General features: G+C 45.3%; 29 protein-coding genes. 23 read left to right on the forward strand and 6 right to left on the reverse strand.

The window, feature by feature from the left end; translation table 11 throughout:
- Window positions 1-259: 259 nt before the first annotated feature.
- Complete coding sequence (locus BN1002_RS10045) at window positions 260-481, reverse strand: hypothetical protein (protein WP_048824901.1); 222 nt, start codon at window positions 479-481, stop codon at window positions 260-262.
- A 168-nt stretch (window positions 482-649) separates the two neighbouring features.
- Here BN1002_RS10045 and BN1002_RS10050 point away from each other — a divergent pair, with 168 nt between their 5' ends.
- Complete coding sequence (locus BN1002_RS10050) at window positions 650-1045, forward strand: YidH family protein (protein ID WP_048824902.1); 396 nt, start codon at window positions 650-652, stop codon at window positions 1043-1045.
- A 9-nt stretch (window positions 1046-1054) separates the two neighbouring features.
- Here the strand turns inward: BN1002_RS10050 and BN1002_RS10055 are convergent, their stop codons facing one another.
- Window positions 1055-1348, reverse strand: a complete 294-nt coding sequence (locus BN1002_RS10055; RefSeq protein ID WP_148362758.1) for a hypothetical protein — start codon at window positions 1346-1348, stop codon at window positions 1055-1057.
- 322 nt (window positions 1349-1670) lie between these two features.
- Between BN1002_RS10055 and BN1002_RS10060 the strand changes: the two genes are divergently transcribed.
- The 7 genes from BN1002_RS10060 (at window position 1671) to BN1002_RS10090 (ending at window position 8508) form a co-directional block, all read left to right on the forward strand.
- Window positions 1671-2582, forward strand: coding sequence for a dihydrodipicolinate synthase family protein (locus BN1002_RS10060; RefSeq protein ID WP_048824904.1), 912 nt, complete (start codon window positions 1671-1673; stop codon window positions 2580-2582).
- A gap of 113 nt (window positions 2583-2695) precedes the next feature.
- Entirely contained in the window at window positions 2696-4087 is a 1392-nt protein-coding gene (locus BN1002_RS10065; RefSeq protein ID WP_048824905.1) for an ABC transporter substrate-binding protein, read from the forward strand.
- A gap of 69 nt (window positions 4088-4156) precedes the next feature.
- Window positions 4157-5032, forward strand: a complete 876-nt coding sequence (locus BN1002_RS10070) for a carbohydrate ABC transporter permease (RefSeq protein ID WP_048824906.1) — start codon at window positions 4157-4159, stop codon at window positions 5030-5032.
- Window positions 5033-5044: 12 nt separating this feature from the next.
- Window positions 5045-5893 carry a carbohydrate ABC transporter permease gene (locus BN1002_RS10075; protein ID WP_048824907.1) on the forward strand — a complete coding sequence of 283 codons (849 nt, stop codon included), beginning with the start codon at window positions 5045-5047 and terminating at the stop codon, window positions 5891-5893.
- 69 nt (window positions 5894-5962) lie between these two features.
- Window positions 5963-6655, forward strand: coding sequence for an N-acetylmannosamine-6-phosphate 2-epimerase (locus BN1002_RS10080; RefSeq protein WP_048824908.1), 693 nt, complete (start codon window positions 5963-5965; stop codon window positions 6653-6655).
- Between the two features lie 98 nt (window positions 6656-6753).
- The gene (locus BN1002_RS10085) at window positions 6754-7629 is read left to right on the forward strand and encodes an ROK family protein (protein WP_048824909.1); all 876 of its coding nucleotides are present in this window, start codon (window positions 6754-6756) and stop codon (window positions 7627-7629) included.
- 24 nt (window positions 7630-7653) lie between these two features.
- The gene (locus BN1002_RS10090; protein WP_048824910.1) at window positions 7654-8508 is read left to right on the forward strand and encodes a MurR/RpiR family transcriptional regulator; all 855 of its coding nucleotides are present in this window, start codon (window positions 7654-7656) and stop codon (window positions 8506-8508) included.
- A 760-nt stretch (window positions 8509-9268) separates the two neighbouring features.
- Here the strand turns inward: BN1002_RS10090 and BN1002_RS10105 are convergent.
- Complete coding sequence (locus BN1002_RS10105; protein WP_048824913.1) at window positions 9269-9466, reverse strand: alpha/beta-type small acid-soluble spore protein; 198 nt, start codon at window positions 9464-9466, stop codon at window positions 9269-9271.
- Window positions 9467-9651: 185 nt separating this feature from the next.
- On the opposite strand from BN1002_RS10105, the gene BN1002_RS10110 reads away from it, so the two are divergent.
- From BN1002_RS10110 to BN1002_RS10125, 4 genes are all read left to right on the forward strand, one after another.
- Window positions 9652-9966, forward strand: coding sequence for a hypothetical protein (locus BN1002_RS10110; protein ID WP_048824914.1), 315 nt, complete (start codon window positions 9652-9654; stop codon window positions 9964-9966).
- A gap of 330 nt (window positions 9967-10296) precedes the next feature.
- Window positions 10297-10896, forward strand: coding sequence for a cell wall hydrolase (locus BN1002_RS10115; protein WP_082036200.1), 600 nt, complete (start codon window positions 10297-10299; stop codon window positions 10894-10896).
- Between the two features lie 827 nt (window positions 10897-11723).
- Entirely contained in the window at window positions 11724-12779 is a 1056-nt protein-coding gene (locus BN1002_RS10120) for a hypothetical protein (RefSeq protein ID WP_048824915.1), read from the forward strand.
- Window positions 12780-12887: 108 nt separating this feature from the next.
- Window positions 12888-13928 carry a hypothetical protein gene (locus tag BN1002_RS10125; protein WP_048824916.1) on the forward strand — a complete coding sequence of 347 codons (1041 nt, stop codon included), beginning with the start codon at window positions 12888-12890 and terminating at the stop codon, window positions 13926-13928.
- A 140-nt stretch (window positions 13929-14068) separates the two neighbouring features.
- Here BN1002_RS10125 and BN1002_RS10130 read toward each other — a convergent pair whose 3' ends face one another.
- Complete coding sequence (locus BN1002_RS10130; protein WP_048824917.1) at window positions 14069-14332, reverse strand: excalibur calcium-binding domain-containing protein; 264 nt, start codon at window positions 14330-14332, stop codon at window positions 14069-14071.
- A 172-nt stretch (window positions 14333-14504) separates the two neighbouring features.
- Between BN1002_RS10130 and BN1002_RS10135 the strand changes: the two genes are divergently transcribed.
- Window positions 14505-15203 carry a YjjG family noncanonical pyrimidine nucleotidase gene (locus tag BN1002_RS10135; protein WP_048824918.1) on the forward strand — a complete coding sequence of 233 codons (699 nt, stop codon included), beginning with the start codon at window positions 14505-14507 and terminating at the stop codon, window positions 15201-15203.
- Window positions 15204-15255: 52 nt separating this feature from the next.
- Here BN1002_RS10135 and BN1002_RS23695 read toward each other — a convergent pair whose 3' ends face one another.
- Window positions 15256-15420 (reverse strand): hypothetical protein, encoded by a 165-nt coding sequence (locus tag BN1002_RS23695; RefSeq protein ID WP_156129708.1) that lies wholly within the window; start codon window positions 15418-15420, stop codon window positions 15256-15258.
- Window positions 15421-15759: 339 nt separating this feature from the next.
- On the opposite strand from BN1002_RS23695, the gene BN1002_RS10140 reads away from it, so the two are divergent.
- From BN1002_RS10140 to BN1002_RS10150, 3 genes are all read left to right on the forward strand, one after another.
- A complete protein-coding gene (locus BN1002_RS10140) occupies window positions 15760-16641 on the forward strand; it encodes a DMT family transporter (protein WP_048824919.1) in 882 nt (293 codons plus the stop codon).
- A 66-nt stretch (window positions 16642-16707) separates the two neighbouring features.
- Entirely contained in the window at window positions 16708-17418 is a 711-nt protein-coding gene (locus BN1002_RS10145; protein ID WP_231575100.1) for an ankyrin repeat domain-containing protein, read from the forward strand.
- Between the two features lie 78 nt (window positions 17419-17496).
- Window positions 17497-17904, forward strand: coding sequence for a GNAT family N-acetyltransferase (locus tag BN1002_RS10150; RefSeq protein WP_048824920.1), 408 nt, complete (start codon window positions 17497-17499; stop codon window positions 17902-17904).
- 71 nt (window positions 17905-17975) lie between these two features.
- Here BN1002_RS10150 and BN1002_RS10155 read toward each other — a convergent pair whose 3' ends face one another.
- On the reverse strand, window positions 17976-18989 hold the full coding sequence (locus BN1002_RS10155) for a S66 family peptidase (RefSeq protein ID WP_048824921.1): 1014 nt from the start codon (window positions 18987-18989) through the stop codon (window positions 17976-17978).
- Between the two features lie 128 nt (window positions 18990-19117).
- Between BN1002_RS10155 and BN1002_RS10160 the strand changes: the two genes are divergently transcribed.
- From BN1002_RS10160 to BN1002_RS10185, 7 genes are all read left to right on the forward strand, one after another.
- Window positions 19118-19657, forward strand: coding sequence for an MSMEG_1061 family FMN-dependent PPOX-type flavoprotein (locus tag BN1002_RS10160; RefSeq protein WP_052445632.1), 540 nt, complete (start codon window positions 19118-19120; stop codon window positions 19655-19657).
- Between the two features lie 52 nt (window positions 19658-19709).
- Entirely contained in the window at window positions 19710-19976 is a 267-nt protein-coding gene (locus BN1002_RS10165; RefSeq protein WP_048824922.1) for a hypothetical protein, read from the forward strand.
- Window positions 19977-19991: 15 nt separating this feature from the next.
- Window positions 19992-20600 carry a histidine phosphatase family protein gene (locus BN1002_RS10170; protein WP_048824923.1) on the forward strand — a complete coding sequence of 203 codons (609 nt, stop codon included), beginning with the start codon at window positions 19992-19994 and terminating at the stop codon, window positions 20598-20600.
- A 36-nt stretch (window positions 20601-20636) separates the two neighbouring features.
- Complete coding sequence (locus BN1002_RS10175) at window positions 20637-21218, forward strand: lysophospholipid acyltransferase family protein (protein WP_048824924.1); 582 nt, start codon at window positions 20637-20639, stop codon at window positions 21216-21218.
- Between the two features lie 100 nt (window positions 21219-21318).
- Window positions 21319-21480: a hypothetical protein gene (locus tag BN1002_RS23700; protein ID WP_156129709.1), complete on the forward strand. Its 162-nt coding sequence runs from the start codon at window positions 21319-21321 to the stop codon at window positions 21478-21480.
- A 65-nt stretch (window positions 21481-21545) separates the two neighbouring features.
- On the forward strand, window positions 21546-22067 hold the full coding sequence (locus tag BN1002_RS10180; protein ID WP_048824925.1) for a YbaK/EbsC family protein: 522 nt from the start codon (window positions 21546-21548) through the stop codon (window positions 22065-22067).
- Between the two features lie 279 nt (window positions 22068-22346).
- A complete protein-coding gene (locus BN1002_RS10185) occupies window positions 22347-24125 on the forward strand; it encodes a glycoside hydrolase family 3 protein (protein ID WP_231575018.1) in 1779 nt (592 codons plus the stop codon).
- Window positions 24126-24613 lie beyond the last annotated feature (488 nt).

Consider the following 24613-nt stretch of genomic DNA (forward strand, 5'->3'; position numbering starts at 1 on the left):
CAACCTGTCTCAAGCTGTATCATGTTGGGACAGTGATTCACCAAAATGGCTTTCAGCTGTCCCAAGCCGACCAAGGTTGGGACAGTGATTCACAAAAACAGCCGGCAGCAGTCCCAAGCCGACCAAGGTTGGGACTGGAAACGGAAATTTACCCATCAACTTGTCCCAAGCTGTGTCATGTTGGGACAGTGATTCACCAAAATGGCTCTAAGCTGTCCCAAGCCGACCAAGGTTGGGACAGATAACGGAGTATTTAGCATCAACTTGTCCCAAGCTGTGTCAGGTTGGGACAGTGATTCACCAAAATGGCTCTAAGCTGTCCCAAGCCGAGCGAGATTGGGACTGGAAACGGCGTATTTAGCATCAACTTGTCCCAAGCTGTGTCATGTTGGAACAGTGATTCACTAAAATGGCTTTCAGTTGTCCCAAGCATACCAAGGTTGGGACAGATAACGGAGTATTTAACATCAACCTGTCCCAAGCAAGCCTCCAGGACCACAATAATTAAAAACGCCACTCTAGATTTAAATAAACCAAATTAGGATAAACATAGAGCGAGGGACGAAGCTCGAGGATGGTTCCATCGCTTCACTCCAAGCCAGGTAAAACACCAAAATGAAAACGCAAAAACCGAAAGGGGGGACTCAACATGGATGAAGGCAAAGCAAAAGGGACGGAAACAATAATCCCGACAATAGACTCCAAGTATATTCAGCAGCATCTTGCGAACGAACGGACGTATCTTGCCTGGATCCGCACGGCGATTGCCATCATTGGGGTCGGCTTCCTTGTGACGAACCTCCATTTCAACATGAGGTCCACTCTTACACCGATCAATGATTTTATGGCCAATTTGATAGGTGTCGCTTCTGTTTTGCTTGGGATTTCCGTCATCATCATGGCGACGGTTTCCTATTTGCAGAAGGTGAAAACGATCAATAACCAGACATTCAAATCGCCAAAGGTTTCGATTATTCTGCTCGGGATTCTTGTCGTCATGATCGCCGTTTTCTTTTCGGTGTATTTCATCATGGTGAATTCCTGATCACACTTGCTAAAACCGTTCGGCGGGCTTCATGGGGTCAACGTTGTCTGTATCGGTTGGCTGGCGGTTTTCCCTATCTTGGATGATTTCGGTGACGAGCACCCATGTATGCTTGATGAATTGCTGGAAATCGCCGAGCAGGGCAGTCGCGGCGCCTGCGATTTCAGGATTTTCACTTAACGAGTTTAGCTCAGACTGGACGCGGTCGACCGCAGCGCCCGGGTTCTCCAGTTGTTTTTCTATAACCGGCCACGAGGTAGTTAGGAACAGAACGGACAAGATAAGGGTTATGAAGCGGAACATAACGGAACAGCCTCCAATATGATTTTGAAGCGCGATCTCGGATGCGCTTCTTTTTTTATGATTTTTTCCATAATTATCATGTTCTATAAGTTCGGAAATTTTTTTCAGCCGAAAGCAAGAATATTTTTGCAAAAACAATCACCCAAAAGCTCTTTAAAACCAATACTTTGCAGCCTTACAGCCAAAAAACCATGAAAACGTTTTAGTGGATATTTTTTTCATAATATTAAAAAATGGTGAAAATTATTTACACTTTCTGAAAATCTATGATATGCTAATTCCGAAAACGCTATCATGTCAAAAACTTTAGGTGGGTTGAAAGATGGAAAACGAAAAATTCAAAGGGATTATCCCTGCTTTTTATGCTTGTTATGACGAGGCAGGCGAGGTTTCGGAGGAGCGTACGAAGGCGCTGAGCCTCTATCTTTTAGAAAAAGGCGTAAAGGGGCTGTATGTCGGCGGGAGTTCGGGTGAATGCATTTATCAGAATCTCGAAGAACGGAAAGCGACCCTGAAATACGTGGCCGAAAGTGTTGGCGGAAAATTGACACTCATCGCTCATGTCGGTGCACCGTCCACAAGGGAAAGCGTCCAGCTGGCAAAATATGCGGAGGAGCTTGGCTATGACGCATTGTCTGCGATTCCGCCAATTTATTTCAAGCTTCCGGAAAGCTCAATCTATCGTTACTGGACCGATATTATGGAAGCGAGTTCATTGCCGTTTATCATTTACAATATTCCACAGACAACCGGCTACAACTTGTCTCTGAATCTATTTGGAAAACTGATAGAAAACAAGAAGGTCATCGGGGTTAAAAATTCATCGATGCCGGTACTCGACATTGAACGCTTCAAAGCTGCGGGCGGGGAAGATTTCATCGTCTTCAACGGACCGGACGAGCAGTACGTATCAGGTCGCCTGATTGGCGCGGACAGCGGCATCGGCGGAACATACGCGGCTATGCCAGAGCTTTATTTGAAGGCGGAAGAATACGTTTCGACCGGCAATTTTGCAAAAGCGAGAAGCATTCAAAAGGATATCAATGATTTAATTATCGCGCTCTGCTCGACTAATGGGAATATGTACTCGGCGATCAAGGAAACCTTGAAACTCCGCGGCGTCGAATGCGGTAGTGTCCGCTCCCCGCTCGAGCCAGTCACAGGGGCTGACCTTGAAAAAGTGGCTGCTATTAAAGAACAAATTGACGCGACGATTGCTAAATACCAGGATTAATAGAATCCAAGTTTAGAAAGCTTTTGCAAAACCCACACGAGGAAGGACCAGGCTTAATCAAAGCCTGTCTTCATAAATTCACACAACTATGAAAAATGTCAGGGGGAAAGAAAATGTTCAAGAAACGCTTTGTAGCTTTGACTTCGGCTGCAGTGCTAGGCCTTGGCCTTCTTGCTGGCTGTACCGGCGGGGATAAAAAGGACAGCGCTTCCGATTCAAAGAAACCAGTTGAAATTTCCGTTTGGCTGACTCCGCAATGGAAGGGAGTCATGGATGCGAATGAGAAGGGTGCTGATTTTGATAGCTTCTTCAAATACGCAGCCGACAAGTTCACCAAGCAATACAAAGACCATAATGTCAAAATCAACGTCGAAGTGATCGCGGGCGACCAGCGCGATGAACTGTTGAACGTCAATCTGAACGGGGGTACACCTCCGGATATTTTCTTCGAAAGCACATTCGCAATGGGCGACTACGCCCACAGGGGAGCGCTTGTTCCACTGAACGACATTGTTGATGAAGATGCCAAGAAGGATATTGCCAGCAATTACTGGGATAGCGTAACTTTCGGCGACGATGTTTACTTCTATCCATTCTCGCACATGCCGGGAACTCTCGTTTATAACGCCGATATGTTCAAAGCTGCCGGCCTCGAGAAGTACGTTGGCGACAAAAACGATATCAAGACTTGGACTCTCGCAGATTATGAAACTATCCTGAAAACATTGAAGAAGGACCTTCCGAAGGATAAATATTCAAACGCTTACCCAATGGGGCTTTATGCTTTGAATAACCAGGGTGATACTTGGAACCTGGCTTACCTGAGGATGTTCGGCAACAAGTTCTTCGATGACAAAGCGAACATTGTTCTAGATGATGCGAATGGCGCTAAGGCTGCCAACTGGCTGAAAAAGATTTACGATGAAAAACTGACCAACCCGGGTGCGGAATCCGTTTCATCCAACGATGTAAACGCGATGTTCCAGAACCAGCAAGTTGCTGTCAGCTTTACAAACTCTGTTCTTTACAAAAACGCACTTGCCGATATGGAAGCTGGCAAAGCGCCTAAGTTCGATGCAAGGCTTGCCAACATCCCGTCTGAAAGCGGAGATCCGCTGACATTCACTTATGTCACCGGTGCAAGCGTATTCAACACTGGCGATGACACAAAAATCAAGATCAGTAAAGATTTCGTCAAGTTCTTCTCTACTGATCCTGAGCTTGTAAAAGCCTCGAAAAACGGGGTGCCTGTGAGGACTTCGGTTGTTGACGAATTCAAGGCCGACAATCCGCTGTTCGAAGCGTATGACAAAAACGCGCAATACATGTTCAACTTCACTGGCAGCGTTCCAGGCTACGGCGAGTTGAGACAAGTTCTGTATCCTGAACTTCAGGCTCTGTACACTGGTGAAAAGACAGGCGAGCAGGTCGTGAAGGACTACCAGAAAAAAGGCAACGAAGTTATTAAAAACGCAAAAGAAAGCTCAGTCATTTTCAATAAGTAATCTTTTGCCATGAATCTTGGCTGTGGGCCGCCCAAAGCGGCCCGCGGTTATTGATAGTAGGGAGGTCCCATGAACATCAACCAGAAGTCTCTAAAAGAAAACCTGACGGGCTACATGTTTATCGCTCCGCAGCTGCTTCTGTTCCTCGTATTTGTTGTGTACCCGATCATTGAAGGCATACGCTTAAGTCTTTATAGAATCAATTATCAGCAAGAAACCTTTATCGGTTTTGAAAACTACAGCCGCTTATTCGCAAATCCTGTATTTATGAAATCCACCATCAACACTGTTATCTTTGTCGTGTTCATCGTGGCGTTAACAGTCGCATTCGCCCTCTTCGTTTCTGCATCAATTTTCGATAAAAATGCAAAATACGTGTCCTTCATTAGAGGCAGTTATTATATACCAGTTATGGTTTCAATGGTCGTCATGAGTATGGTCTGGAGTTTCTTGCTCAATCCGGCCAACGGGCTGATTGCCTACGCGGCCAGGCAGCTCGAAATCACCTCGGTGAATTTTCTCGGCGATAAGGACTTGGTTCTGCCGGTGATCATTTTCATTACGTTCGCGACGAACGTCGGCCAGGCGATTATCCTGTACATTGCTTCGATGATCGGCGTGCCGAAGGATGTGTTCGAAGCAGCGGAAGTCGACGGCGCCAACAGGCTTCAGGTCATTTTCAAAATCCTCATCCCGATGGTGAAGCCGACAACGATTTACATCATTATCATGAATATCATCGCCGTATTGAAAATCTTCGTCGTCATTCAGCTTTTGACAGGCGGCGGACCTAACAACGCTTCAACGACACTCATGTACTTCCTGTACAACAATGCATTCAAATATAACCAGCTCGGCATTGCCTCTGCTGTCGGAGTAATCATGTTCCTGATTACGCTTGTCCTTTCAATTCCGCAGCTGCGCGCAATGTTCAAGAAAGACTAGGAGGTGGCTGGCATGTTCGGAAACAAACCGAAGAATCAGAAGAAGAAGGAAAAAATTGATATTTTCTTTAACGTGTTTGTCATTTTCTTCGCCATCCTGAATTTGTTCCCGCTTTACTGGTTATTTACCAGTTCGCTGAAGAACAGTTCGGATGTTGTGAAAATGCCGCCCGACTGGTGGCCGAAAACGTTCACGTTCAACAACTATGTGGACGTCTTCAACAATCAGCCGGCACTCAAGTGGGCTTATAATAGCATCGCAGTGTCCCTAATCTCGACACTGGCATTAATCATTGTCAGCTGCCTGGCTGCCTATGCTTTTTCCAAATTAAAGTTCAAAGGCAAAAACATTATTTTCATCATTTTCATCTCGAGCCTGATGGTGCCGAAAGAAGTCATGATTGTTCCGCTGTTCAGGCTGATCCAAGACCTTGGTATGGTGAACACACTGAGCGGCATGATCTGGCCAAACGTTGCAACAGCCTTCGGGGTGTTCATGTTGAAAGGCTTCTTTGATACAATTCCTGATTCCCTGCGCGAGTCGGCGAAAATTGACGGCGCCAGCGAATTTACGGTCTTTTTCAAAATTATGCTTCCAATGGTTAAACCGGGGATTGGCGCTTTGTTCATCCTTAACTTCGTCCAGGTGTGGAATGATTATCTCTGGCAGCTTGTTGTCGGCCAGAGTGAAAACTCGAAAACACTGATGGTCGGGATTGCGACTCTCATGCAGGAACTGAACCCGAACTTCGCCTACAAAATGGCGGGCGCAACCGTTGCAGCCGTACCTATGCTGATTATCTTCATCTTCTTCCAGAGATATTTCACAGCGGGTATTTCGATCGGCGCAGTTAAGGAATAACGGGGAAGTGCTAAGCGGGTTTAGCTGCCCGTTTTGAGAAAGAAATCTTTACAACTTGGAGATGTTTTAATGAGTAATAAAGAAGAAATTTTTGCCCGGGTAAAGGGTAACCTGATCGTTTCCTGCCAAGCTTTGCCGGAAGAGCCGCTTCACAGTCCATTTATTATGGGGCGGATGGCATATGCGGCGAAACTCGGTGGTGCGGAAGGAATCCGGGCCAATGGAGTCGAAGATATTAAAGAGATTAAGAAAACTGTCGATTTGCCGATTATTGGTATAATAAAGAAAGATTATGAAGGATCGGACGTATTCATAACGCCAACAATGGATGAAATCGACGAGCTTTGTGAAGAAGGCGTCGACATCATCGCCCTTGATGCGACAAAACGGATCCGTCCGGACGGGAAGACAATAAGCGAGATTTTCCCTGTCATTCGGGAAAAGTATCAAGACCAGCTTTTTATGGCCGATTGCTCGACGTATGAGGAAGCGGCTGAAGCGTACCGGCTTGGTTTTGATTGCCTTGGAACGACGTTGAGCGGTTATACTTCCTATACAGCGGGAAAAGAACTGCCTGACTTTGATATGCTAGGTAAAATCGCGGCCGATTTCCCTATTCCGGTGATTGCGGAAGGCGGTATCTGGACACCTGAACAACTGAAAAAAGTTTTTACCCTTGGCGTCCATACCGCAGTTGTGGGAACCGCCATTACCAGACCGATGGAAATCACGAAGAGATTCGTACGGGCAATTGCTGATTAAGGCTGGCAAGGAAATGCCTGGGGTGTCATACATGTTCACTAACTTATTAGGGGAGCTGCGGACCGCGGTTCCCTTTTTAAATCGACGGAGGTTAAGTGATGAAAATTTTAACTGCCGATATAGGCGGCACTTCGATTAAAGTCGGCCTATGCCATCAGGACGGCACGATTGAGCAATTCCAGGAATTCAGTACGAAGTGGGCGAACGGCGAACTAAAGCTCGTTGATAAAGTAATCGAGATTCTTTCCGCATACAGCGGATTTGACGCCATAGGCATCAGCACGGCAGGACAGGTGGACAGCGAGGCGGGCGTCATCACCTATGCGAATGAAAACATTCCCGGCTATACCGGAACAAGGCTGAAGGAAATTTTGCAAAAGGAATTCGATGTGCCTGTCAAGGTGGAAAACGACGTGAACGCAGCTGCGCTTGGAGAGCTGCATTTCGGAGCGGCGAAGGGGTTCAAGGATTTTCTTTGCCTGACATATGGAACCGGAATTGGCGGCGCAATCGTCCTCGAATCACAGCTTTATAAAGGCCATACCGGCAGCGCGGCCGAATTCGGGCATATTATCACCCATCCACTCGGCAACAAATGTGCTTGCGGAGGGCTTGGCTGCTACGAAACGTACGCATCGACGACCGCCCTCGTCAATATGGCAAAAAGAATTGACAAAGATTGTATTAATGGGAAAATAATTATTGAGAAGCTTAACCAAGGAAATGCAAATTTGGAAAAAACTATTCACGATTGGGTTTTTGAAATCGCTCTCGGCCTTGTTTCACTGGTCCATGTATTCAATCCTCCGGCAATCTTGCTCGGCGGCGGTATCATGGAGCAGGAAGTGCTGGTCGACATGGTTTCGGCCAAGGTCCATGAATTGATTATGGAAAGCTTCTCCGATCTGAAGATAATGAAAGCTGAGCTTGGGAATAAAGCTGGATTGCTTGGTGCAGCATCCCTTCATTTATAAAGCGAACTTTAGGAGGAGCCCCTAATGAACGGCCAGGATATTTTTTCATTAATACATTCCCGTTATCAAAAATTTACGAACACCGAGAAAAAGGTCGCCGATTACATCCTTGAACATACGAAGGACGTCATTTTCATGTCGATAACCGATTTGGCGGACGCCTGCAATGTTGGCGAATCTAGCATCTTCCGTTTTTGTAAAACAATGAACCTAAAAGGCTACCAGGAATTTAAGATCCTTATGGCGCACAGCATCTCGCCCGATGACGAAGCTCCGCAGCTGTCCGGGAAAATTACGATGGAAGATACAATCGAGGAGCTTTCTTCAAAAATTCTTACATCCAATGTGAGTGCTTTGACAGAAACATTTAACCTGATTTCAAAAGAGGATATCTCTACTGCCGTTGACTGCATGATGGACGCTGACAAAATTCATTTTTTCGGTGTCGGCTCATCACTAATGACCGCACTTGAGGCAAAAAATAAATTCATGCGGATTACCAACAAAGCGGAGTGCTCCCTCGATTCCCATCTGCAAATCATGTCGGCGGCACTGATGTCGGAAAAAGATGTTGCCGTCCTTATTTCCTACTCAGGCTCGACAAAGGACACCATTGAGGTCGCGAAAGTAGCAAGGGACGCCGGGGCAAAAATCATCGCCATCACCCGTTTTGCCAAATCGCCGTTAACAAATTATTCTGATATCACCTTATTGTGTGGAGCTAACGAAGGCCCCCTCCAAGGAGGCAGCCTCACCGCAAAAATTTCGCAACTCTATTTACTTGACCTTCTTTACTTCGAATACTTTAAACGCACTTACAACCAATCTGCCGCCAACAAAGAACTCACCGCTAAAGCCGTCATCGAAAAAATGCTCTAGGTGGGCTTAGGCACTCAAAATAATTAAAGGTTTTGCTGATCATTCAAAAGACGATGGAAAGCGACCTGATTTACTTCTTTCAAAGGATTCAAAAGGGCATGCACTTCTTTAGAGAATGGGCAGGGCCTTACATACGTATGCATACATTGGTTCCGGAAAAATCCGGGACCTTTTTTAATGAAAAAATAGGCTTACCGTTGGTATTTCTATTCCTTTAAAATAAAGGTTTTTTTCTTCTATTACAGAATATATACACCATAACCATTAAATTGGAAATTCGTGAGCGGATTGTAATATGATGATAAGCGAAATGGGGGCTAATATGAAAAAGAAATTCTTATCTTTACTAGGTGGTTTGATACTTGGAGGATTCATTTCATTCACATTCCTGGATTATCAAAATTCTAATTACACCATTCGAAATTATTACGGCCTATCTGAGAAAATAGTGAAGGAATGGGATATATATTTCTTTGTTAATACAACAATAATTATCCTGTCTACGACTTTTGTTATCTATATGGCGTGGTCAATCATCGAAAAAAGGACTATGAAATCGTCATGATCTTACTTCATGGCAAAAGAGAAAACCTTTTACAAGAATCAAATCAAAATTCAACCATGTAAATTGCTGCCGGTTCAATTGTCTGAAGAATTTCCCTCTAAATTTGCCGGAGTACTCCAAATTCCAGTTTTCTTCATTAATATCGAAAAAGCTGCCCGGCAAAATCGCCAGAGCAGCTTTTTCGTGAAATCCGTCCTATTGTTGTCCTTGACGGTTTCGCATAGCCTGTTCGCCGAGGGCAACGAGGCGTTTCGTCATCTCGCCCCCGACAGAACCATTCGCACGTGCGGTTGTGTCTGCACCAAGTTGTACTCCAAACTCATTGGCGATTTCCTCTTTCATCTGATCCAAAGCGTTGCCTGAACCGGGAACCAACAGTTTGTTTCTAGCCATGATCGATCACACTCCCCACGAAAGTTTGAGCAGAATAAACTGCTCGGTTTTACTTTTGCCAACTTGAGCAATGTCATTCAGAAAGAAGCCTATTTTCAAAATTTAATTCAACGTAGTTTCTTCTCTTTAGCCATGGTTGGAAGTGGTAGAATAGATTTAGCCTAATAGAAAGGAGGAAAAATGATATGGAAGAGAACGTAACGCTGAATACAATTTTGCAGGCAATCAAGGAAGTCCATTCGGATTTCATTGAAAAATTCTCCAGCATGGATGCGTGTTTGTCGGGCGTCGAGAAGAGTGTAGCAAACCTGGATGTTCGTTTGTCCAACGTGGGAAGCGAATTGAAAAGCCTGAACCAGAAAGTGACTAGGGTAGAGAAAACGGTAGATGGACAAACCGAAATTCTTCAGTCCTTTAAAACGGACATCGATTTTTTGGCCGGCAAGCAAGGGAAAACCGAAATGAAACTCAACAGATTGGAAAGGATGCTGGAGTCGTAATTCGCCAAACCTCCAAAAATACCCTTTCCTCCCCGGATCAACTTCTTTGATTTCCCGCAAAACAAATCTTTTAATACTCCTACTTTTACCATTAACATTGAAACATTCCTGTAACATTACGTAAAATTCGCTCCATCTCCTTCAAATAGGGGAGATTTTTGCCACAAGAGGAAGCGAGGGAAGAAATTGCCTTCTAGTTTGCTAAATCGCTTACTGGCAGGCTTCGTCGTGCTTATAAACGACTTGGCAAACTTTGGGCCATGAAAGCAAATATTACAGCTGTTAGCCTAGTAGTAGAGACAACAACTGAAACTACTAGGGGGTTTTAAAATGAATAGATTTATAAAACTAGTAATTGCAGCTGGTTTAATCTTTTCTATGTCAGCGTTTACGATGGCAGGCACGACAGAAGCTGCCACAACACACAAAGTAAAATCAGGTGAAACTTATTACAAAATTGCAATCCAGCATGGCGTTCCCGTAAAAACACTCATGAGCGCGAACAATGCAAAAAGCCCGGCTTTAAACGCAGGAAGGAATTTAACGATTCCGAATTCTACTGTTACCGCAGCTGAAAAGGACTTAATGGCGCGTCTCGTCCGCGCTGAAGCAGTCGGTGAACCATACGCGGGTAAAGTTGCCGTTGCGACCGTCATTCTAAACCGTGTCGCCAGCAAAGATTTCCCGAACTCTGTAAAAGGCGTTGTTAATCAGGTCTCCAATGGCCACTATGCTTTTACTCCGGTCCAAAATGGCCAAATTAACAAGCCGGCGGACGCTGCATCAAAGCGCGCAGTGAACGAAGCACTCGCTTTTAAAGGCCAAGGCAAAGGAAGCCTGTTCTTCTACAACCCGAAAACTGCCGTAAGTAAATGGATCTTTTCACGTCAAACTACCGTCACAATCGGCAACCATCGCTTTGCAAAATAAAAATCTTCTGGAGCATCATCCTTTATGGGTGGTGCTTTTTTGTGGTTCTGTACGACTTTGTGAGAAGAAAAGAAGCTAGCTGCTGGAATAGAGGTTTCTTTTTGATATGGAAGCCAGGTGTTGGGACAAAGCCGCGCTCATTTCTTTGCGCTCTGTCCCAAGCTGCTCTGTGTTGGGACAGTGTCTGGCTCATTTCCTTGCGATCTGTCCGAAGTTGATCCCTGTTGGGACAAAGCCTTGCTCATTTCCTTGCGATTTGTCCCAAGTTGATCCATGTTGGGACAAAGCCGCGCTCATTTCTTTGCAATCTGTCCCAAGTTGATTCGTGTTGGGACAAAGCCGCGTTCGTTTCTTTGCGATTTGTCCCAAGTTGATCCCTGTTGGGACAAAGCCTTGCTCATTTCTTTGCGCTCTGTCCCAAGCTGCTCTGTGTTGGGACAGTGTCTGGCTCATTTCCTTGCGATCTGTCCCAAGTTACCACATGTTGGGACAAAGTCGTGCTCATTTCTTTGAGCTCTGTCCCAAGCTGCTCTGTGTTGGGACAGTGTCTGGCTCATTTCCTTGCGATCTGTCCCAAGTTACCACATGTTGGGACAAAGCCGCGCTTATTTCCTTACACTCTGTCCCAAGTGGCCCCCTTTTATAAAATCGCCTCTCAAGCCAGCTATGTAAACGGCAAATTAAAATTTCCAAGCCTAGTATCAACGATAGCTGCCATTCCGTCACTCCTTGTTCAGTAAAATTTTGGATGAAAGAAAGGGGAAAATGTCATTTATCTCGAATACAATCAATAGAACAAAAGAACAAAAGATCTTACGGGGGAAACAATGAAAAAATACATACTGCCAATCGGGATACTGATTATTTCCTTTTTCTTTCTTAATTTTGTCAACGAGCCAACGGGAAAAAGTGACAATGAAAAAGTTAACAACATAGAAGAAAAGAAAGAGAAGCCGCCTTTCGAACCTGAACTGATATCTGAAGAGGGCCAGCATGTCAAGCCAACCAAGCTATACCAAGGGACTAATATGACTGCTAAGCTTCCAAAAAAAGAGGTTGAAGAAGCAGCCAAAAGGGCAGAAACACTGGAAATCGGCCCTTATATGCAATCGTATTTTTCTTTTGAAATATATCCAAACGATATTACCATATCCGAGTGGCATAATGGCCAAGAATCCGAACTAGATAATAGCAATACCTACGAATCCGGCGGATTACCGGGGGTAAAACTTCTGATCCTAAGGACGCAATGGGAGAATAAGGACGCCGCAGTCTATTTAGCTAAAGTCAGGGTGAAAAACGTTTACTCCTATCAAAAGTTTCTATCCACTGACAATAATAATTTTACGGTGATCGGTTTTTTCGAGGAGGGAGATTTGAAGATTGAAATGCCAAAGCCGGTAAAAGATTTTTACTCTGTTGCGCTTCTTCAGGGAACACTGGCGTCTTTCAAAGACAACTTACCTGAACTCGACATCGAGAAGCTGCCTTCCTACTATGTTTTTAAAAAAGGTAAGATTAAGTACAAAACAAAGGATTATGATCAGTTGCATGCCTTTTTAAACCAGGACAATATCTATACATATGAAGGGAACAACGATAATTGGCAAGTCCGTTTTACCGTAAACCAAAATCTGCGTGTAACTAGTCATGACCTCACAATTCAATACATTGGTAAAAACAAAAAAAGCCTGTCTGCCGTTAGTTTTGAACTTGTAAGTCCTTCCTGGGGCTGGTATGAGGAGGCCATCAACATCGAACAGGATGGCAGATACCAAGTCGGGATGGAAATGGATATGGAAATATCCAAAGAAGACATTTATAAATGCATCATCAAGTGGGACGGAATGGAAGAAGAGATAACTCTGAAATATGCTGAGTAGGCCAACTCGCCTCCACAAAGAGCTATAAGAGTTCAGAGCTATTTTTGCAAAAAAATTCAATTTAAAAATCGTTAAAAAATTGCTTGCATCACAAATGAGGGAGAATGAATGAAAAAATACATACTGCCAATTGGCATACTAATTATCTCCGTATTCTTTCTAAATCAGTTCATTGAACCGAAGGAAGAAAAGAAGGCCATTCCAACAGAGGCAAAAACATTTCCCGTTCCGGAAATCATTTCCCCCATGGAAAGAGGAAAAGCTATCTTACTTTCTAAAGGGGACAGTGAAAGAAGACTGACAAAGAGTGAAATAGTTAAAGCGGGGAAGGAAGTGAAAGAGCTTGAAGTCCATCCCTATTATATGATGACTGTCTCATTTTTCGCTGCAGAAAAGCCGGAAATGAAGGTGACGGAATGGGATCCAGAAAAAGGTGAAGAATATGCCCCCGACAGCCAGGAATTTTTCGGGTTTGTGAAACCGGGATTTAAAACGCTCATTATCCGGGCGAAATGGCAGGACGGAACCTCCGCTATTTACATGGCAAAAATAAGGGTGAAAAAAGAGTATTCCTACCAGGACGTTCTTTCACCTAACCTGGATGAATATACCGTAATGGGGATATTTGATTCCTCAGAGCCCGGGGATGAAGCAATGCCTGAGTCAAAAATAGGATTGTATAGAACTACCTCTTTACATCTGTTTGGAGGAGCAAATGATTTAAAAAACACCTACCCTGAACTTGAGAGCAAGAAACTGCCAACCTACTACATCTTTTATCAAGGCAAGGTCATTTTTGCCGCGGAAAACTACGAGGAATTAAATCAATATTTGACCCGGGATAAAAACTTGCTCTATAAAGGGGAATCGGAAAATTGGGCAGCCACACTGGCCGTCCGTCAAAAGCTTGGCAACGGGAATCTTCGTTTAACGGTAAGGTACCACAAGAACGACCAAAAACCGTTAGAGCCGTTTACCTTTATCATTGATGGCCCTGGTGTCCGGGCGGAAGGGACACTTGAGTTAAACGAGTCAGGAATGGGCGAAATGGATTTACCTATGCATGTGCAGCTGTCAGAAAAAGATAAGATCACATGTACGATTTCGTGGGAGGGAAAAGAAGAAACAATCACGTTGGATGTCAAATAGGGAAGAGATAACCACAATCATGATCATATTTTTAGATTGGCAAAATAGCAGGCCAGGTATAATTTACCTGGCTTTTGTCATTTCATTTTTCACAACACAAAAAGAGCCCATAGTTAGGGGCTCATCATAAAAACAGCAAATTATCTTTCGCAAGCAATACCGTCTTTATCGCGGTCTTTGCTTTTATTAGCATCATAAAGGGCTTTGGAAACAAATGGCTTATACTTCGTCTTTCCACCTTTATTTTTTGTTGTAGAAGACTTGGCCACGCCACCCTTATAAACCTTGTTTAATTCAGTACAGTTTTTATAGACTTTGGCAGCTGCGTCCGCTTTGTCGGCAACCCCGAATGATAATCCTATGGCTAGTCCAGCTGAGATGATGACGGAAAGAACCTTTTTCATAGCGCTCCCCCTTTCAGTTCTTTTAATTACCATATTAAACCATAAGTATGGTGCTTACAATAGAAACTTTAATTCATTTTCTCGTATAGGCATCATGCTGTTTTCTTCGGTTTCTTTTAATTGTTTGCTACGATAATAGAACTAGATTAGATAAATGATGGAGGCCTTACTTTTGCAAAAATACAAAACGTTATTGTTTGATGTCGATGATACTTTGCTGGATTTCGGCGCTACCGAAAAACTTGCCTTAAAGCTGCTGCTTGAGGAACAGGGGATAAAGGTGACAGAAGAAATTGAGGCGCTGTACAAAAAGATAAACAGCCGTCTTTGGATTTCCTTTGAAGAGGGGAACGTAAGCCGTGATGAAGTCGTGAATTCCCGTTTCGCTGAGCTGTTCGGCGAACTTGGCAGGGAAGGGGACGGGCCGGAACTTGAAGCGAGCTACCGCGCTTATTTGGACGAAGGCCACGATATGCTCGAAGGCGCACTTGAACTGATTACCAATCTCCATACTAGGTTTGATCTATATATCGTTACAAACGGGGTGTCCCGGACGCAATACCGGAGGCTGACAGATTCGAGACTTTTACCGTATTTTAAAGGGATATTCGTTTCTCAGGATACCGGCTACCAGAAGCCGATGAAGGAGTTTTTCGACTTTGTGTTTTCGAAGATTCCCGGCATTACCGCGGAGGAAACGCTGATTATCGGAGATTCGTTAACCTCGGACATTAAGGGCGGCAACCTTGCTGGCATTGATACTTGCTGGTTCAACCCAGCCCTGAAGCCGAATCGGACGGCAATCGCACCAACCTATGAAATCAATCATCTTGCAGAGTTATATGAAATTTTGGGCGTGGAATTGCCGTAAAAATTGTCCTACCATGCTTACCGAGAGGCCGCCATCTAATTTGGCAGCCTTTTTATTTTTTTTTGCTTAAAGCAGTGTTTTCGATCGATACGATGGTATTATTTTTCTCAAGCTCGAAAACGTGCTGGTAAATATCTGAAATCCGGTCGCCCATTATTTTTACAGTTTCAAATGAACGGTCTTTCTTGTTCATATAAGTAATTAAGTATTGCGGCATTATTTATTCCTCCCGGCCATTCTAGTTGAAAGCTTTTAACCTTATACCCTTGCCAGGTGAAAAAGTAACTTAAGAGACAGCTTTCTTTTGCAAAATAGGATTGAATTATTGTGAAATCACGATTTTCCCAATATTCATCCAGTAAATTACTTGAATATTTAGCAATAACTATGCTGCTTTAAAAAGAATATTGATATTTGGGAAAGCAATCTTTGTCCTGCATATTCTTTATCATGCAAAACTGTGTTATAAATATTTTAGAATAATTTTCAGAGTATTGGCACCTGTTACGTTTAAGAGATAAACGGTTGGTAGGCCTTTTTAAGGGAGTGTAAGAGTATGCGTGCAAAAGGGCTTGCCATGATTGTGGCGGGGGCGATGTTATGGGGAACTACTGGTCCGATTATGGAATGGATGCTAAAGGAAACGGGAATGGGTGTCCCGTTTATGTTGACAATCCGGATGATTGTTGCCGGGGTATGTTTATTGGCAGCACTAGTTGTCACGAGGAAGCCTATCTTTTCGATATGGAAAAATCGCTATTGGGCAAAACAATTGGTCATCTACAGTATTTTCGGGATGCTCGGCGTCCAATACACATTTGTCGCCGCCATTCATGCGAGTAATGCCGTGATGGCAACATTGATGCAATTCTCGGCACCAATATTCATTATTATATTCGTTTCAGTGAAAGCGAGGAAATTTCCGCCTGCCTATCAAATCGTTGGGATACTTGGCACGTTGACGGGCCTGTTCCTCCTTTTGACAAACGGTTCCTTCACGAATCTTTTAGTCAGCAGAGAGGCGTTGATCTGGGGGCTGCTCGTCGGCCTGACGTTCACCTTTTATACGCTGTTTCCGATTCGGCTTATGAACGAATGGGGCGTCCTGAATGTTGTCGGCTGGGGCATGCTGTTGGCCGGAATTATCCTCTCCATCGCCAGCAGGGTATGGCTATCCGATGACTGGGGGATTTTCGCAGCCCCGATAATGGTCGGAATGATGGCGATACTAATTGTTTTCGGGACATTGGCGTTTGTCCTGTTCCTCGGCAGCCTGAAGTATATTACGCCAGTTGAAAACAGCGTGCTATCAAGCATTGAACCTTTGACCGCAATGATTGTTTCCGTTTTGTGGCTTGGCGTCATGCTTCACGGGATCCAAATGCTCGGTGCGGCGCTGATGCTCATCTTTGTCATCCGCTTATCATTGAAAAAGTAACCGATTGGCGACTTTTCTTTTGCAAAACGTTATAATCGTCCATATTGATAGGAAGGGCGGTGCACGCTGATGAAATGGCTATTATGGATAGCAGTTTGTATGATTGTGCTGCCTGGATGCAGTTTAGAGAAAAATGGCCGTCCGGCCGAAACGACAAAGGAGAATGCTGGAATGAACACTGATTTAAATGGAGGGCTGCCACGGGCGGCTGAGCATGGTGATTTGGATGAAATAAAAAGATTGATTTCCGATGGCGCCGATCTTAACGCCCAGGATTCGGAGGGCAGGACTGCCGTCATGATTGCTACCTATAACAACGATGTAGAAGCAGCAAAGCTGTTAATTGAAGCGGGCGCGGATGTGAATATTCGTGACAATATGAAAAACAACCCTTTCCTGTATGCTGGTGCGGAGGGGTATATCGACATTCTGAAACTGACAATTGTGGCAGGCGCAGACCCGCATATCACGAACCGTTATGGGGGAGTTGCGATTATTCCTGCGTCTGAACACGGCTATGTCGATGTCGTGAAGCTGCTTTTGACCGAGACGGACATTAATGTAAACCATATAAACAATCTCGGCTGGACGGCGCTGATTGAAGCGATTATTTTGAACAATGGCGGCAAGAAGCAGCAGGAGACGATCAAGCTGCTCATTGAACACGGTGCCGATGTGAATATTCCAGATGGTGACGGTGTAACACCGCTTGAGCATGCGCGAATAAAAGGATTTAAAGAAATCGAGGACATCCTGGTTGCAGCGGGAGCGAGATAACAGCGGGATTGGGCAATGAGGTTCCGGCCATTCAGCTCGTTTCGCAAAAAATAAATATTTTTCTAAAGGAGCGCGCCCATGCAAAAAAAGATTGTCTTTACGGCGGAGCATCCCGAAAATTTTAGCCATGTTTTAGAACTCTATGAATCCCTCGGTTGGAATTCGCTGAATTTGAGTATGGATGATTTGGAGAAAATGTGCAGGCAGAGCTGGTATGTAGTGTACGCATTCGAGGGTGGCCAGCTCATCGGTATGGGCCGGATTATATCCGACGGCGTCATTACCGGGGTGATTTGCGGCGTTGGCGTTCAGCCGGCCTATCAGTCGATGGGGATCGGCAAAGAAATCATGAACAGGTTAACAGAATATTGCGAGCAAAATCGCGTCATTCCACAGCTTATGTGTGTGGAGACATTAGAGTCTTATTACGAAAAGCTTGGCTTCGAAAAATTCTCGATTGGCATGAAAAAGGATATTGACAGGTAGGAAATCAACTCGCAGACGAAAAATTTTGGGCAGCTTCGAATACAGAAGCCGCCCTTTCTTTTGCAAAAATCTTATTTTAATATTTGCCTGACAATTCCTTTTCCGTTTTCAACCGAAACTTCGGCAAATGCTCCGTTAATGAAAGTCATTTGCGGCGGCATATGGCCACAGTCGATGTCATACACAACAGGCACTTCTAATTCAGAAAATAAATCCCCGTAGACATCCTCAATCGTATAGTTTTCAACCGGGTCATTCGCCGGACTGCGCCCGAACAGGATGCCGGAACAGTTTGCGAACCAGCCGGCAAGCTGCATTTGAACTAGAGTGCGGCGCAGATCTGTCGTTTTCATATCACAGTTCTCAAAGTACCAAATGACAGGCTCATTCGCAAAATGCTTCGCCCGGAAACCAGCAACATCCCCATAAGGAGTGCCAACGAGATGCCGAATAATATCGATGCAGCCGCCGAGAAGCCTGCCGCCAATATCAACCCCGATCTCTGGGATGGATTTCCAGACGGTTGGTTCGGTCAGATGGAAGAGGCACGGTGTTGGATTGTCATGCTGCCATTCCTTCTGGTATTTTTCCGATGAAACCTGTTTGATGGCCATTCCCTTCCCAGCCGAAAGGACTGTTTCCCACATCGCGGTCGTCGGGTCGGTAACTTCCCCGCGTAAATCAACCAGATTCGTACCGTGCGCGGTCGCAATCCCGGTTTTCAAAGTAATGGCGAGAAGCAGAGCGCTCGTGTCGGAATAGCCTAAAACCCATTTGTTTTTCATTTTTGCAAAATCAAGCTTGTCGAGCACTTCAATGAGCAGTTCCCCGCCCCACGGAGGGATAATGGCGTCAATGTCATCGTCCGTGATCATTTCCATAAATTCCTCGGCGCGTTTATCTGCAGGTGCCGACCTCGTTTTATCATCTGTCCAAACGGTTTCCCCGCAAACAACCTGATAGCCTTTTTCTTCAAGCCTTCCAACTGCCTGTTTCACGATGCCGTGCAGCTCTTTTGGTACCCCTGATGAAGGAGCCGTTACACCAATCGTAGCTCCTTTTGGCAAAATAGGATAAGTAATCATTACAAGCCTCCTTATCTAAAAAACTATTTAAATTTGTTAACTGTTAGTCTATTCTGATAGTAAGAGGATAACACACCTAAAAATGGAATGTGAGGGTTATTTTGCAAAAAGGAAAGGGAGGGGTCTGATTGTTTAAAGATGTGCTTCAAACAGAAGAACAGCTTATTGAACTACAGATGCAAGCCGGGTCGCCAAGCGAGCGGTCGGCAAATAAAGTAAGGGGCCAGCTGGATGGTCAGGCAAGGGAGTTTATCGCACAATCTCCATTTATATGTTTGGCCACGTCAAATGGGAACGGCGATTGTGACGTCTCGCCGAAAGGGGACGCTCCCGGCTTTGTCCTTGTTTTAGATGATCAGCACTTGTTCATTCCCGAACGGCGAGGGAACAGGAGGCTTGATTCAGTCCGCAATATTCTTTCAAATCCAAATGTAGGGCTGCTCTTTCTGATTCCCGGAAGAAATGAAGCCCTGCGGGTAAATGGGAAGGCTGTGATTTGCCGTGACCCGGAACTGCTTGAAAAAACAGCCGACCACGGTGTTGTTCCGCTCTTTGGGATTGGTGTAAAAGTAGAAGAGGCCTTTTCCCATTATTCGAAGGCCTTCAACCGGTCAGGCATCTGGACTGCCGCAGCCTTTGCCGGGGACGGAGTTTCACAATCATTTTAATATGAACTTCATGGTGCATTTCCTTACTTAAAAGAAAAAGGGGAGATATGAAGTGCGATTTACAAGGACCTTTGGTGTCATTTTGTTAGCTCTTTTAAGTGTTTTACTTTTGGAAAAAGGATTGGATTTATCCCAACTGGCCCATAAAGTGGACGGCACTGGGATTGGCATTTCATTTCTAGGGATGGAAATCGATGATCGCGTCGCCAGAAGCGAGATCCATCGTTATGCTGCAGGGTTTATGCTTGCAGGACTGGTCATGCTCAGTGCCACACTTGTCATTGGTTTTAAGGGCCATCCCGTTAGAGAGGCAAATTAAGATAGGAGAAGATATATGGAATTGCTTTTGATCCGCCACGGAGAGTCCGAGGCAGATTTGCTCGGTGTACATGAGGGCCGGGCCGATTTTCCGCTGACCGCCCTTGGCAGAAGCCAGGCTATGAAACTGGCTAATTATTTGAATCATTCATTGATTCCTGAAAAAATTATCGCTAGCCCATTGAAGCGGGCGCTTGGAACGGCGCAGATTTTGCAGGAAGAAACCGGGGTTGAACTTGAGATTGACCCTTTGCTGATGGAATTCAACAACGGGGTGATCGCAGGCATGCCAAGGGAGGAAGCAGCTGTGAAATATCCCTTGCCGCCGGGAGGGCGTCCCGCCCATATCCCGATCGAGGCAGGAGAATCGGAGCTTGAATTCCGGTTCCGCGCGGAAATGTTTTTGTCAAGGATCCTAACAGATTACAAAGATGCCACGAGACTCGCGGTCGTATCACATGGCGGGATGATTTCAAAATTACTTCAATCTTTTATGAATATGCCAGCTTCCAACGATTACGAGTTTGCGACCGGCGATACAGGATTTCATCTTCTCGAAATCAAGGCTGGCAATCGGATCGTTTGGAAACTGAACAGTGATGTGCATCTGAAAGGTAAATTGTAATGTTTCATAGATAGAGAAGCTTTGGAGGGTTATGAGTTGTATCAACCAGTAGGGTATTCGTTAAAGGGAGTCCTGCGCGTTTTCAGCAAGACGAAGGTTTACAATAAAGAAGTGCTGCCTAAGTCAGGCGGCTATGTCATCGCATGCACACATACCGGCTGGGTCGATGTGCTGGCGCTCGGGACAGCCGTTTTGCCAATAGAAATTCATTATATGGCAAAAAAACAATTGTTCCAGAACCGGTTGTTCGGCTGGACACTTGGGAAATTGAATGCTTTTCCGGTCGACCGGGACAATCCGGGGCCGAGCGTCCTGAAAATTCCCCAGCGGCTTTTGGCAAAAGGGGAAGTTGTCGGCATTTTTCCAAGCGGGACAAGGATTAAGGAACAAGCGGAACTGAAGCAAGGCGCGATCACAATCGCAATGCGCTCACAAGTGCCGATTATTCCGGCTGCCTATTCAGGCCCGAATACGCTGAAAGAGCTGTTTTCCTTTAAGAAAAGTGCTCTCGTTTTCGGTGAACCGATCTTGATTCCATCCTCAGCTCGGGAAGACCGGGATACTTATACGCATCTTCTTGAGGAAAAGATGAATGAACTGCAAAGAAGCCTTAATTGAGCATGGTTTCTGCGTTTTCTGAATTTACGCGTTTAATTGTGATAGGAACCTCCAGTACGGGAACACTAACTGGGCATTCACTTGTGAAGGAGGTTCTTCAATGAAAAAGGACAGAACGGAAAAACGGGTTGGGACTGATAAGATGAGCGGCGGTCCGGTTGGCAATGAATTCAGCAGCGATAATGCTTTTAGCGACCGAGGCCTTGAGAATGAAGTAAAAATGAACGCCGCACTGCAAAAGGGCAAAAAGGCGAAAGAATAAAGCAGAATATTTTGCAAACGGACGTAATTTCCTTTAAGATGGCTTAAAAAAGGAGGTTGCGTTCTATGTCGTTGGAAAGCGTGAAAGAACATTTAAAGAAGTGGAACAGAGACCATGACATTATGGAGTTTGATACATCGAGCGCAACGGTTGAACTAGCTGCTGAGGCAATCGGGGTCAAGCCCGAAAGAATCGCCAAGACGCTGTCATTCAGGGGGGAAGGCGAATCCGCCATTCTAATTGTTGCTGCTGGTGATGCGAAGATTGACAACAAAAAGTTCCGCCATACGTTTGGCTTTAAAGCAAGGATGCTCAGTCCCGAAGAGGTGCTTGACCAGACAGGACACGCTATTGGCGGCGTCTGCCCGTTCGGCTTGAAAAATGGTTTGCAGGTCTATCTCGATGACTCGATGAAACGGTTCGAGACGGTATTTCCCGCCTGCGGTAGTCCAAACTCTGCAATTGAAGTGACATTGGAGGAACTTGCTGAATATTCATCCGCAGAAGGCTGGGTGGATGTCTGCAAAAATTGGCAGGAGGATGGTTTAGTAAAACCATCTTTGGCCCAAGCTATAAACAGTAATTAAGGACCAGTAAAGCAGCCATTTTATAATGGCTGCTTATTTACGTGGGGAATTCTCGGAAAAAGACTACCTTTTGTACCGGGAATAAAGTAACTATTAAAATAATTTCCCAAAATTAATAGGTCTTCTGTGGCATGGACAATCTTTCCGTACCTTTGTTACGGTTAAAGATAGGTGGATGTAAGCACTTACATACTTTGAAAAAAGCTTACATATATTTTTGGTCCACCGCCATGTTTATGTACATGGTTTTATTTTGCCAAAAAAGAGGAGGTAGAACGTTTGAAGACAAAAAAGTTTTTCCTAATTGCCATGGTTGTCTCGCTAGTCTTGATGGGACTCCCGCTTACATCCCAGGCCAGCTGGCAGGATCCGGTGAAGCCGGGCTGGAAGAAAGGCGAAGTAAAAAAGGGCTGGATTCAGAGCAAGATTCAGCATATGACGATTGAAGAGAAGGTTGGACAACTCTTCATCGTCCATGTCTATGGAAAGAGTGCTGAAGACCCGGCATATGAAACGACAAACCTTACTAATAACCGCGGTGGTAAGAACTTCAAGGAAGTCATTGAAAAGTATAAACTTGGCGGAGTAATCTACTTTAACTGGAGCCAAAATATCACGACTCCAGCAAACCTTACCCAAGTAAACGCATTATCTAATGAGGTTCAAAAAATTGCGATGGAGCAGCGGATGCCGATTCCTTTGTTTGTCTCGACCGACCAGGAAGGCGGAATCGTCCAGCGGCTGACGACGCCGGGTACAGTTTTCCCAGGCAGCATGGCGCTTGGTGCGACTCGCTCCACTGAGCTCGCGGCGAAATCCGCGGATGTATTGGCAAAGGAATTAAAAGCGATTGGTGTTAACATGGATTTCGCACCTGATGCGGATGTGAACATGAATCCGGCTAATCCGGTCATCGGGGTACGTTCATTTGGTGAAGATCCAAAGCTTGTGTCGGATATGGTCGTTGCCCAGGTGAAGGCATTCCAGCAGGAAGGTGTCAGCGCTACAGCAAAACACTTCCCTGGACATGGTGATACAGCTGTCGACTCCCATTATGGTCTGCCAATCATCAATCATGACCTAGAAACACTTCACAAGGTAGATCTGGCTCCTTTCAAAGCTGCGATTGACGCAGGCGTAGATTCGATCATGACAGGTCACATTGTTGTTCCGGCTCTCGATGATTCGGGAATGCCTGCAACTTTATCCAAGCCGATTCTAACTGATCTTTTGCGCGGGGAAATGGGCTTTGACGGGTTGATCATTACTGACAGCCTTGATATGTCAGGGGCTAGTGCTGTTCCTGCTGAAAGAATTGCTTTGGAGGCCTTCAAGGCAGGGGCCGACATCCTTCTAAACCCTTCCAATGTGGTTGTAGCATACAATTCTGTCCTTGATGCAGTAAAAAGCGGTGAAGTCAGCGAAAAGCGACTTGATGAATCTGTATACCGTATATTAGAGAATAAGATGAAGCGCGGCTTGTTCCATGATCAATATACAGATCCATCTGCCATTTCTGTAGTAGGCGCTCCTGAGCATCTTGCGCTTGCCGATGAGATTGCCAACAAGAGCATCACACTTGTTAAAAATGAAGGAAATCTGCTTCCGTTGCAAAAAGCGGAAAATGTGTTTATCACAGGTCCTTCAACCGGCAAGCCGGCAATGCTTGCGGATGATTTAAAGGCGAAGGGCTTCCAGACTTCTTCATTCGCAACAAGCGCAACGCCTACAGCAGCCCAAATTTCAACTGCTGTCTCAAGAGCGGCCAATGCCGACAAAGTCATCGTGACGACCTACAACGGCGCGACAAACGCCGGACAGGCAAATTTGGTTAAAGCACTTAAGGATTCCGGCAAAAAGGTTATCGTTGCCGCAATCCGCAATCCGTATGATTTAATGGCGTTCCCGACAGCGGATGCCTATTTGGCAACATACGGTGACCGCGATGTTTCCATCCATGCACTTGCACGGGTACTTGCCAATGAAGTGAACCCGTCAGGTAAGCTGCCGGTTACTATTCCGGGTCTATATGCATATGGCGCGGGATTGACCTACTAATATTTATGAGATTGGCAAAAGCAGGCGTAAATTGCGCCTGCTATTTTGTCGTTTAGGAAATTATAAAATAATACTGTGTGTATACCTCCAGACAAGCTATTTGAATCCAGCTCCACAAGGAAGGCTGCGGCAGCATAGCATCGCACGAAGGAAAAGTGTTTTCCTTTTCCGAGGAGCGCCTAGCCCCTCGAGGTCATAAGCCATATCCCTCCGGAGGGCAGGCCCGTCCTCGGAAATGCCCGCATTTCAGTGTCCTCCGGGCTCCGTCTTATGCTGCGCTACGCTTCGCTCGCATTAAGGGCGACTAAGGTTTTGCTGTCGCAAACCCAAGTCTTCCTATATCGGGGCTGACCACAAAGGAAAGCTCCTGTGTATAATCATCGCAGGGACACAAAGGAAAGCTCCCCGGAATTAGCATCGCAGGGACAGACGCCTTTTGTCTGTCACGAGGCGGTTGTTGCCTGTCACGAAGGCGCTTGCGCATTTTG

Source organism: Bacillus sp. B-jedd (genome assembly GCF_000821085.1).
In the GTDB taxonomy this organism is placed as follows: domain Bacteria; phylum Bacillota; class Bacilli; order Bacillales; family Cytobacillaceae; genus Bacillus_D.

Excerpts from the sequence above, each read along its gene's own strand:
- BN1002_RS10130 (WP_048824917.1), bottom strand. The coding sequence starts at position 14,332 with ATGAAAAAGGTTCTTTCCGTCATCATCTCAGCTGGACTAGCCATAGGA.
- BN1002_RS10140 (WP_048824919.1), top strand. The coding sequence starts at position 15,760 with ATGCGTGCAAAAGGGCTTGCCATGATTGTGGCGGGGGCGATGTTATGG.
- BN1002_RS10075 (WP_048824907.1), top strand. The coding sequence starts at position 5,045 with ATGTTCGGAAACAAACCGAAGAATCAGAAGAAGAAGGAAAAAATTGAT.
- BN1002_RS10080 (WP_048824908.1), top strand. The coding sequence starts at position 5,963 with ATGAGTAATAAAGAAGAAATTTTTGCCCGGGTAAAGGGTAACCTGATC.
- BN1002_RS10105 (WP_048824913.1), bottom strand. The coding sequence starts at position 9,466 with ATGGCTAGAAACAAACTGTTGGTTCCCGGTTCAGGCAACGCTTTGGAT.
- BN1002_RS10150 (WP_048824920.1), top strand. The coding sequence starts at position 17,497 with ATGCAAAAAAAGATTGTCTTTACGGCGGAGCATCCCGAAAATTTTAGC.
- BN1002_RS10125 (WP_048824916.1), top strand. The coding sequence starts at position 12,888 with ATGAAAAAATACATACTGCCAATTGGCATACTAATTATCTCCGTATTC.
- BN1002_RS10085 (WP_048824909.1), top strand. The coding sequence starts at position 6,754 with ATGAAAATTTTAACTGCCGATATAGGCGGCACTTCGATTAAAGTCGGC.
- BN1002_RS10055 (WP_148362758.1), bottom strand. The coding sequence starts at position 1,348 with ATGTTCCGCTTCATAACCCTTATCTTGTCCGTTCTGTTCCTAACTACC.
- BN1002_RS10060 (WP_048824904.1), top strand. The coding sequence starts at position 1,671 with ATGGAAAACGAAAAATTCAAAGGGATTATCCCTGCTTTTTATGCTTGT.
- BN1002_RS10065 (WP_048824905.1), top strand. The coding sequence starts at position 2,696 with ATGTTCAAGAAACGCTTTGTAGCTTTGACTTCGGCTGCAGTGCTAGGC.
- BN1002_RS10120 (WP_048824915.1), top strand. The coding sequence starts at position 11,724 with ATGAAAAAATACATACTGCCAATCGGGATACTGATTATTTCCTTTTTC.
- BN1002_RS10090 (WP_048824910.1), top strand. The coding sequence starts at position 7,654 with ATGAACGGCCAGGATATTTTTTCATTAATACATTCCCGTTATCAAAAA.
- BN1002_RS23700 (WP_156129709.1), top strand. The coding sequence starts at position 21,319 with ATGAAAAAGGACAGAACGGAAAAACGGGTTGGGACTGATAAGATGAGC.
- BN1002_RS23695 (WP_156129708.1), bottom strand. The coding sequence starts at position 15,420 with ATGCCGCAATACTTAATTACTTATATGAACAAGAAAGACCGTTCATTT.
- BN1002_RS10110 (WP_048824914.1), top strand. The coding sequence starts at position 9,652 with ATGGAAGAGAACGTAACGCTGAATACAATTTTGCAGGCAATCAAGGAA.
- BN1002_RS10180 (WP_048824925.1), top strand. The coding sequence starts at position 21,546 with ATGTCGTTGGAAAGCGTGAAAGAACATTTAAAGAAGTGGAACAGAGAC.
- BN1002_RS10115 (WP_082036200.1), top strand. The coding sequence starts at position 10,297 with ATGAATAGATTTATAAAACTAGTAATTGCAGCTGGTTTAATCTTTTCT.
- BN1002_RS10070 (WP_048824906.1), top strand. The coding sequence starts at position 4,157 with ATGAACATCAACCAGAAGTCTCTAAAAGAAAACCTGACGGGCTACATG.
- BN1002_RS10170 (WP_048824923.1), top strand. The coding sequence starts at position 19,992 with ATGGAATTGCTTTTGATCCGCCACGGAGAGTCCGAGGCAGATTTGCTC.
- BN1002_RS10050 (WP_048824902.1), top strand. The coding sequence starts at position 650 with ATGGATGAAGGCAAAGCAAAAGGGACGGAAACAATAATCCCGACAATA.
- BN1002_RS10155 (WP_048824921.1), bottom strand. The coding sequence starts at position 18,989 with ATGATTACTTATCCTATTTTGCCAAAAGGAGCTACGATTGGTGTAACG.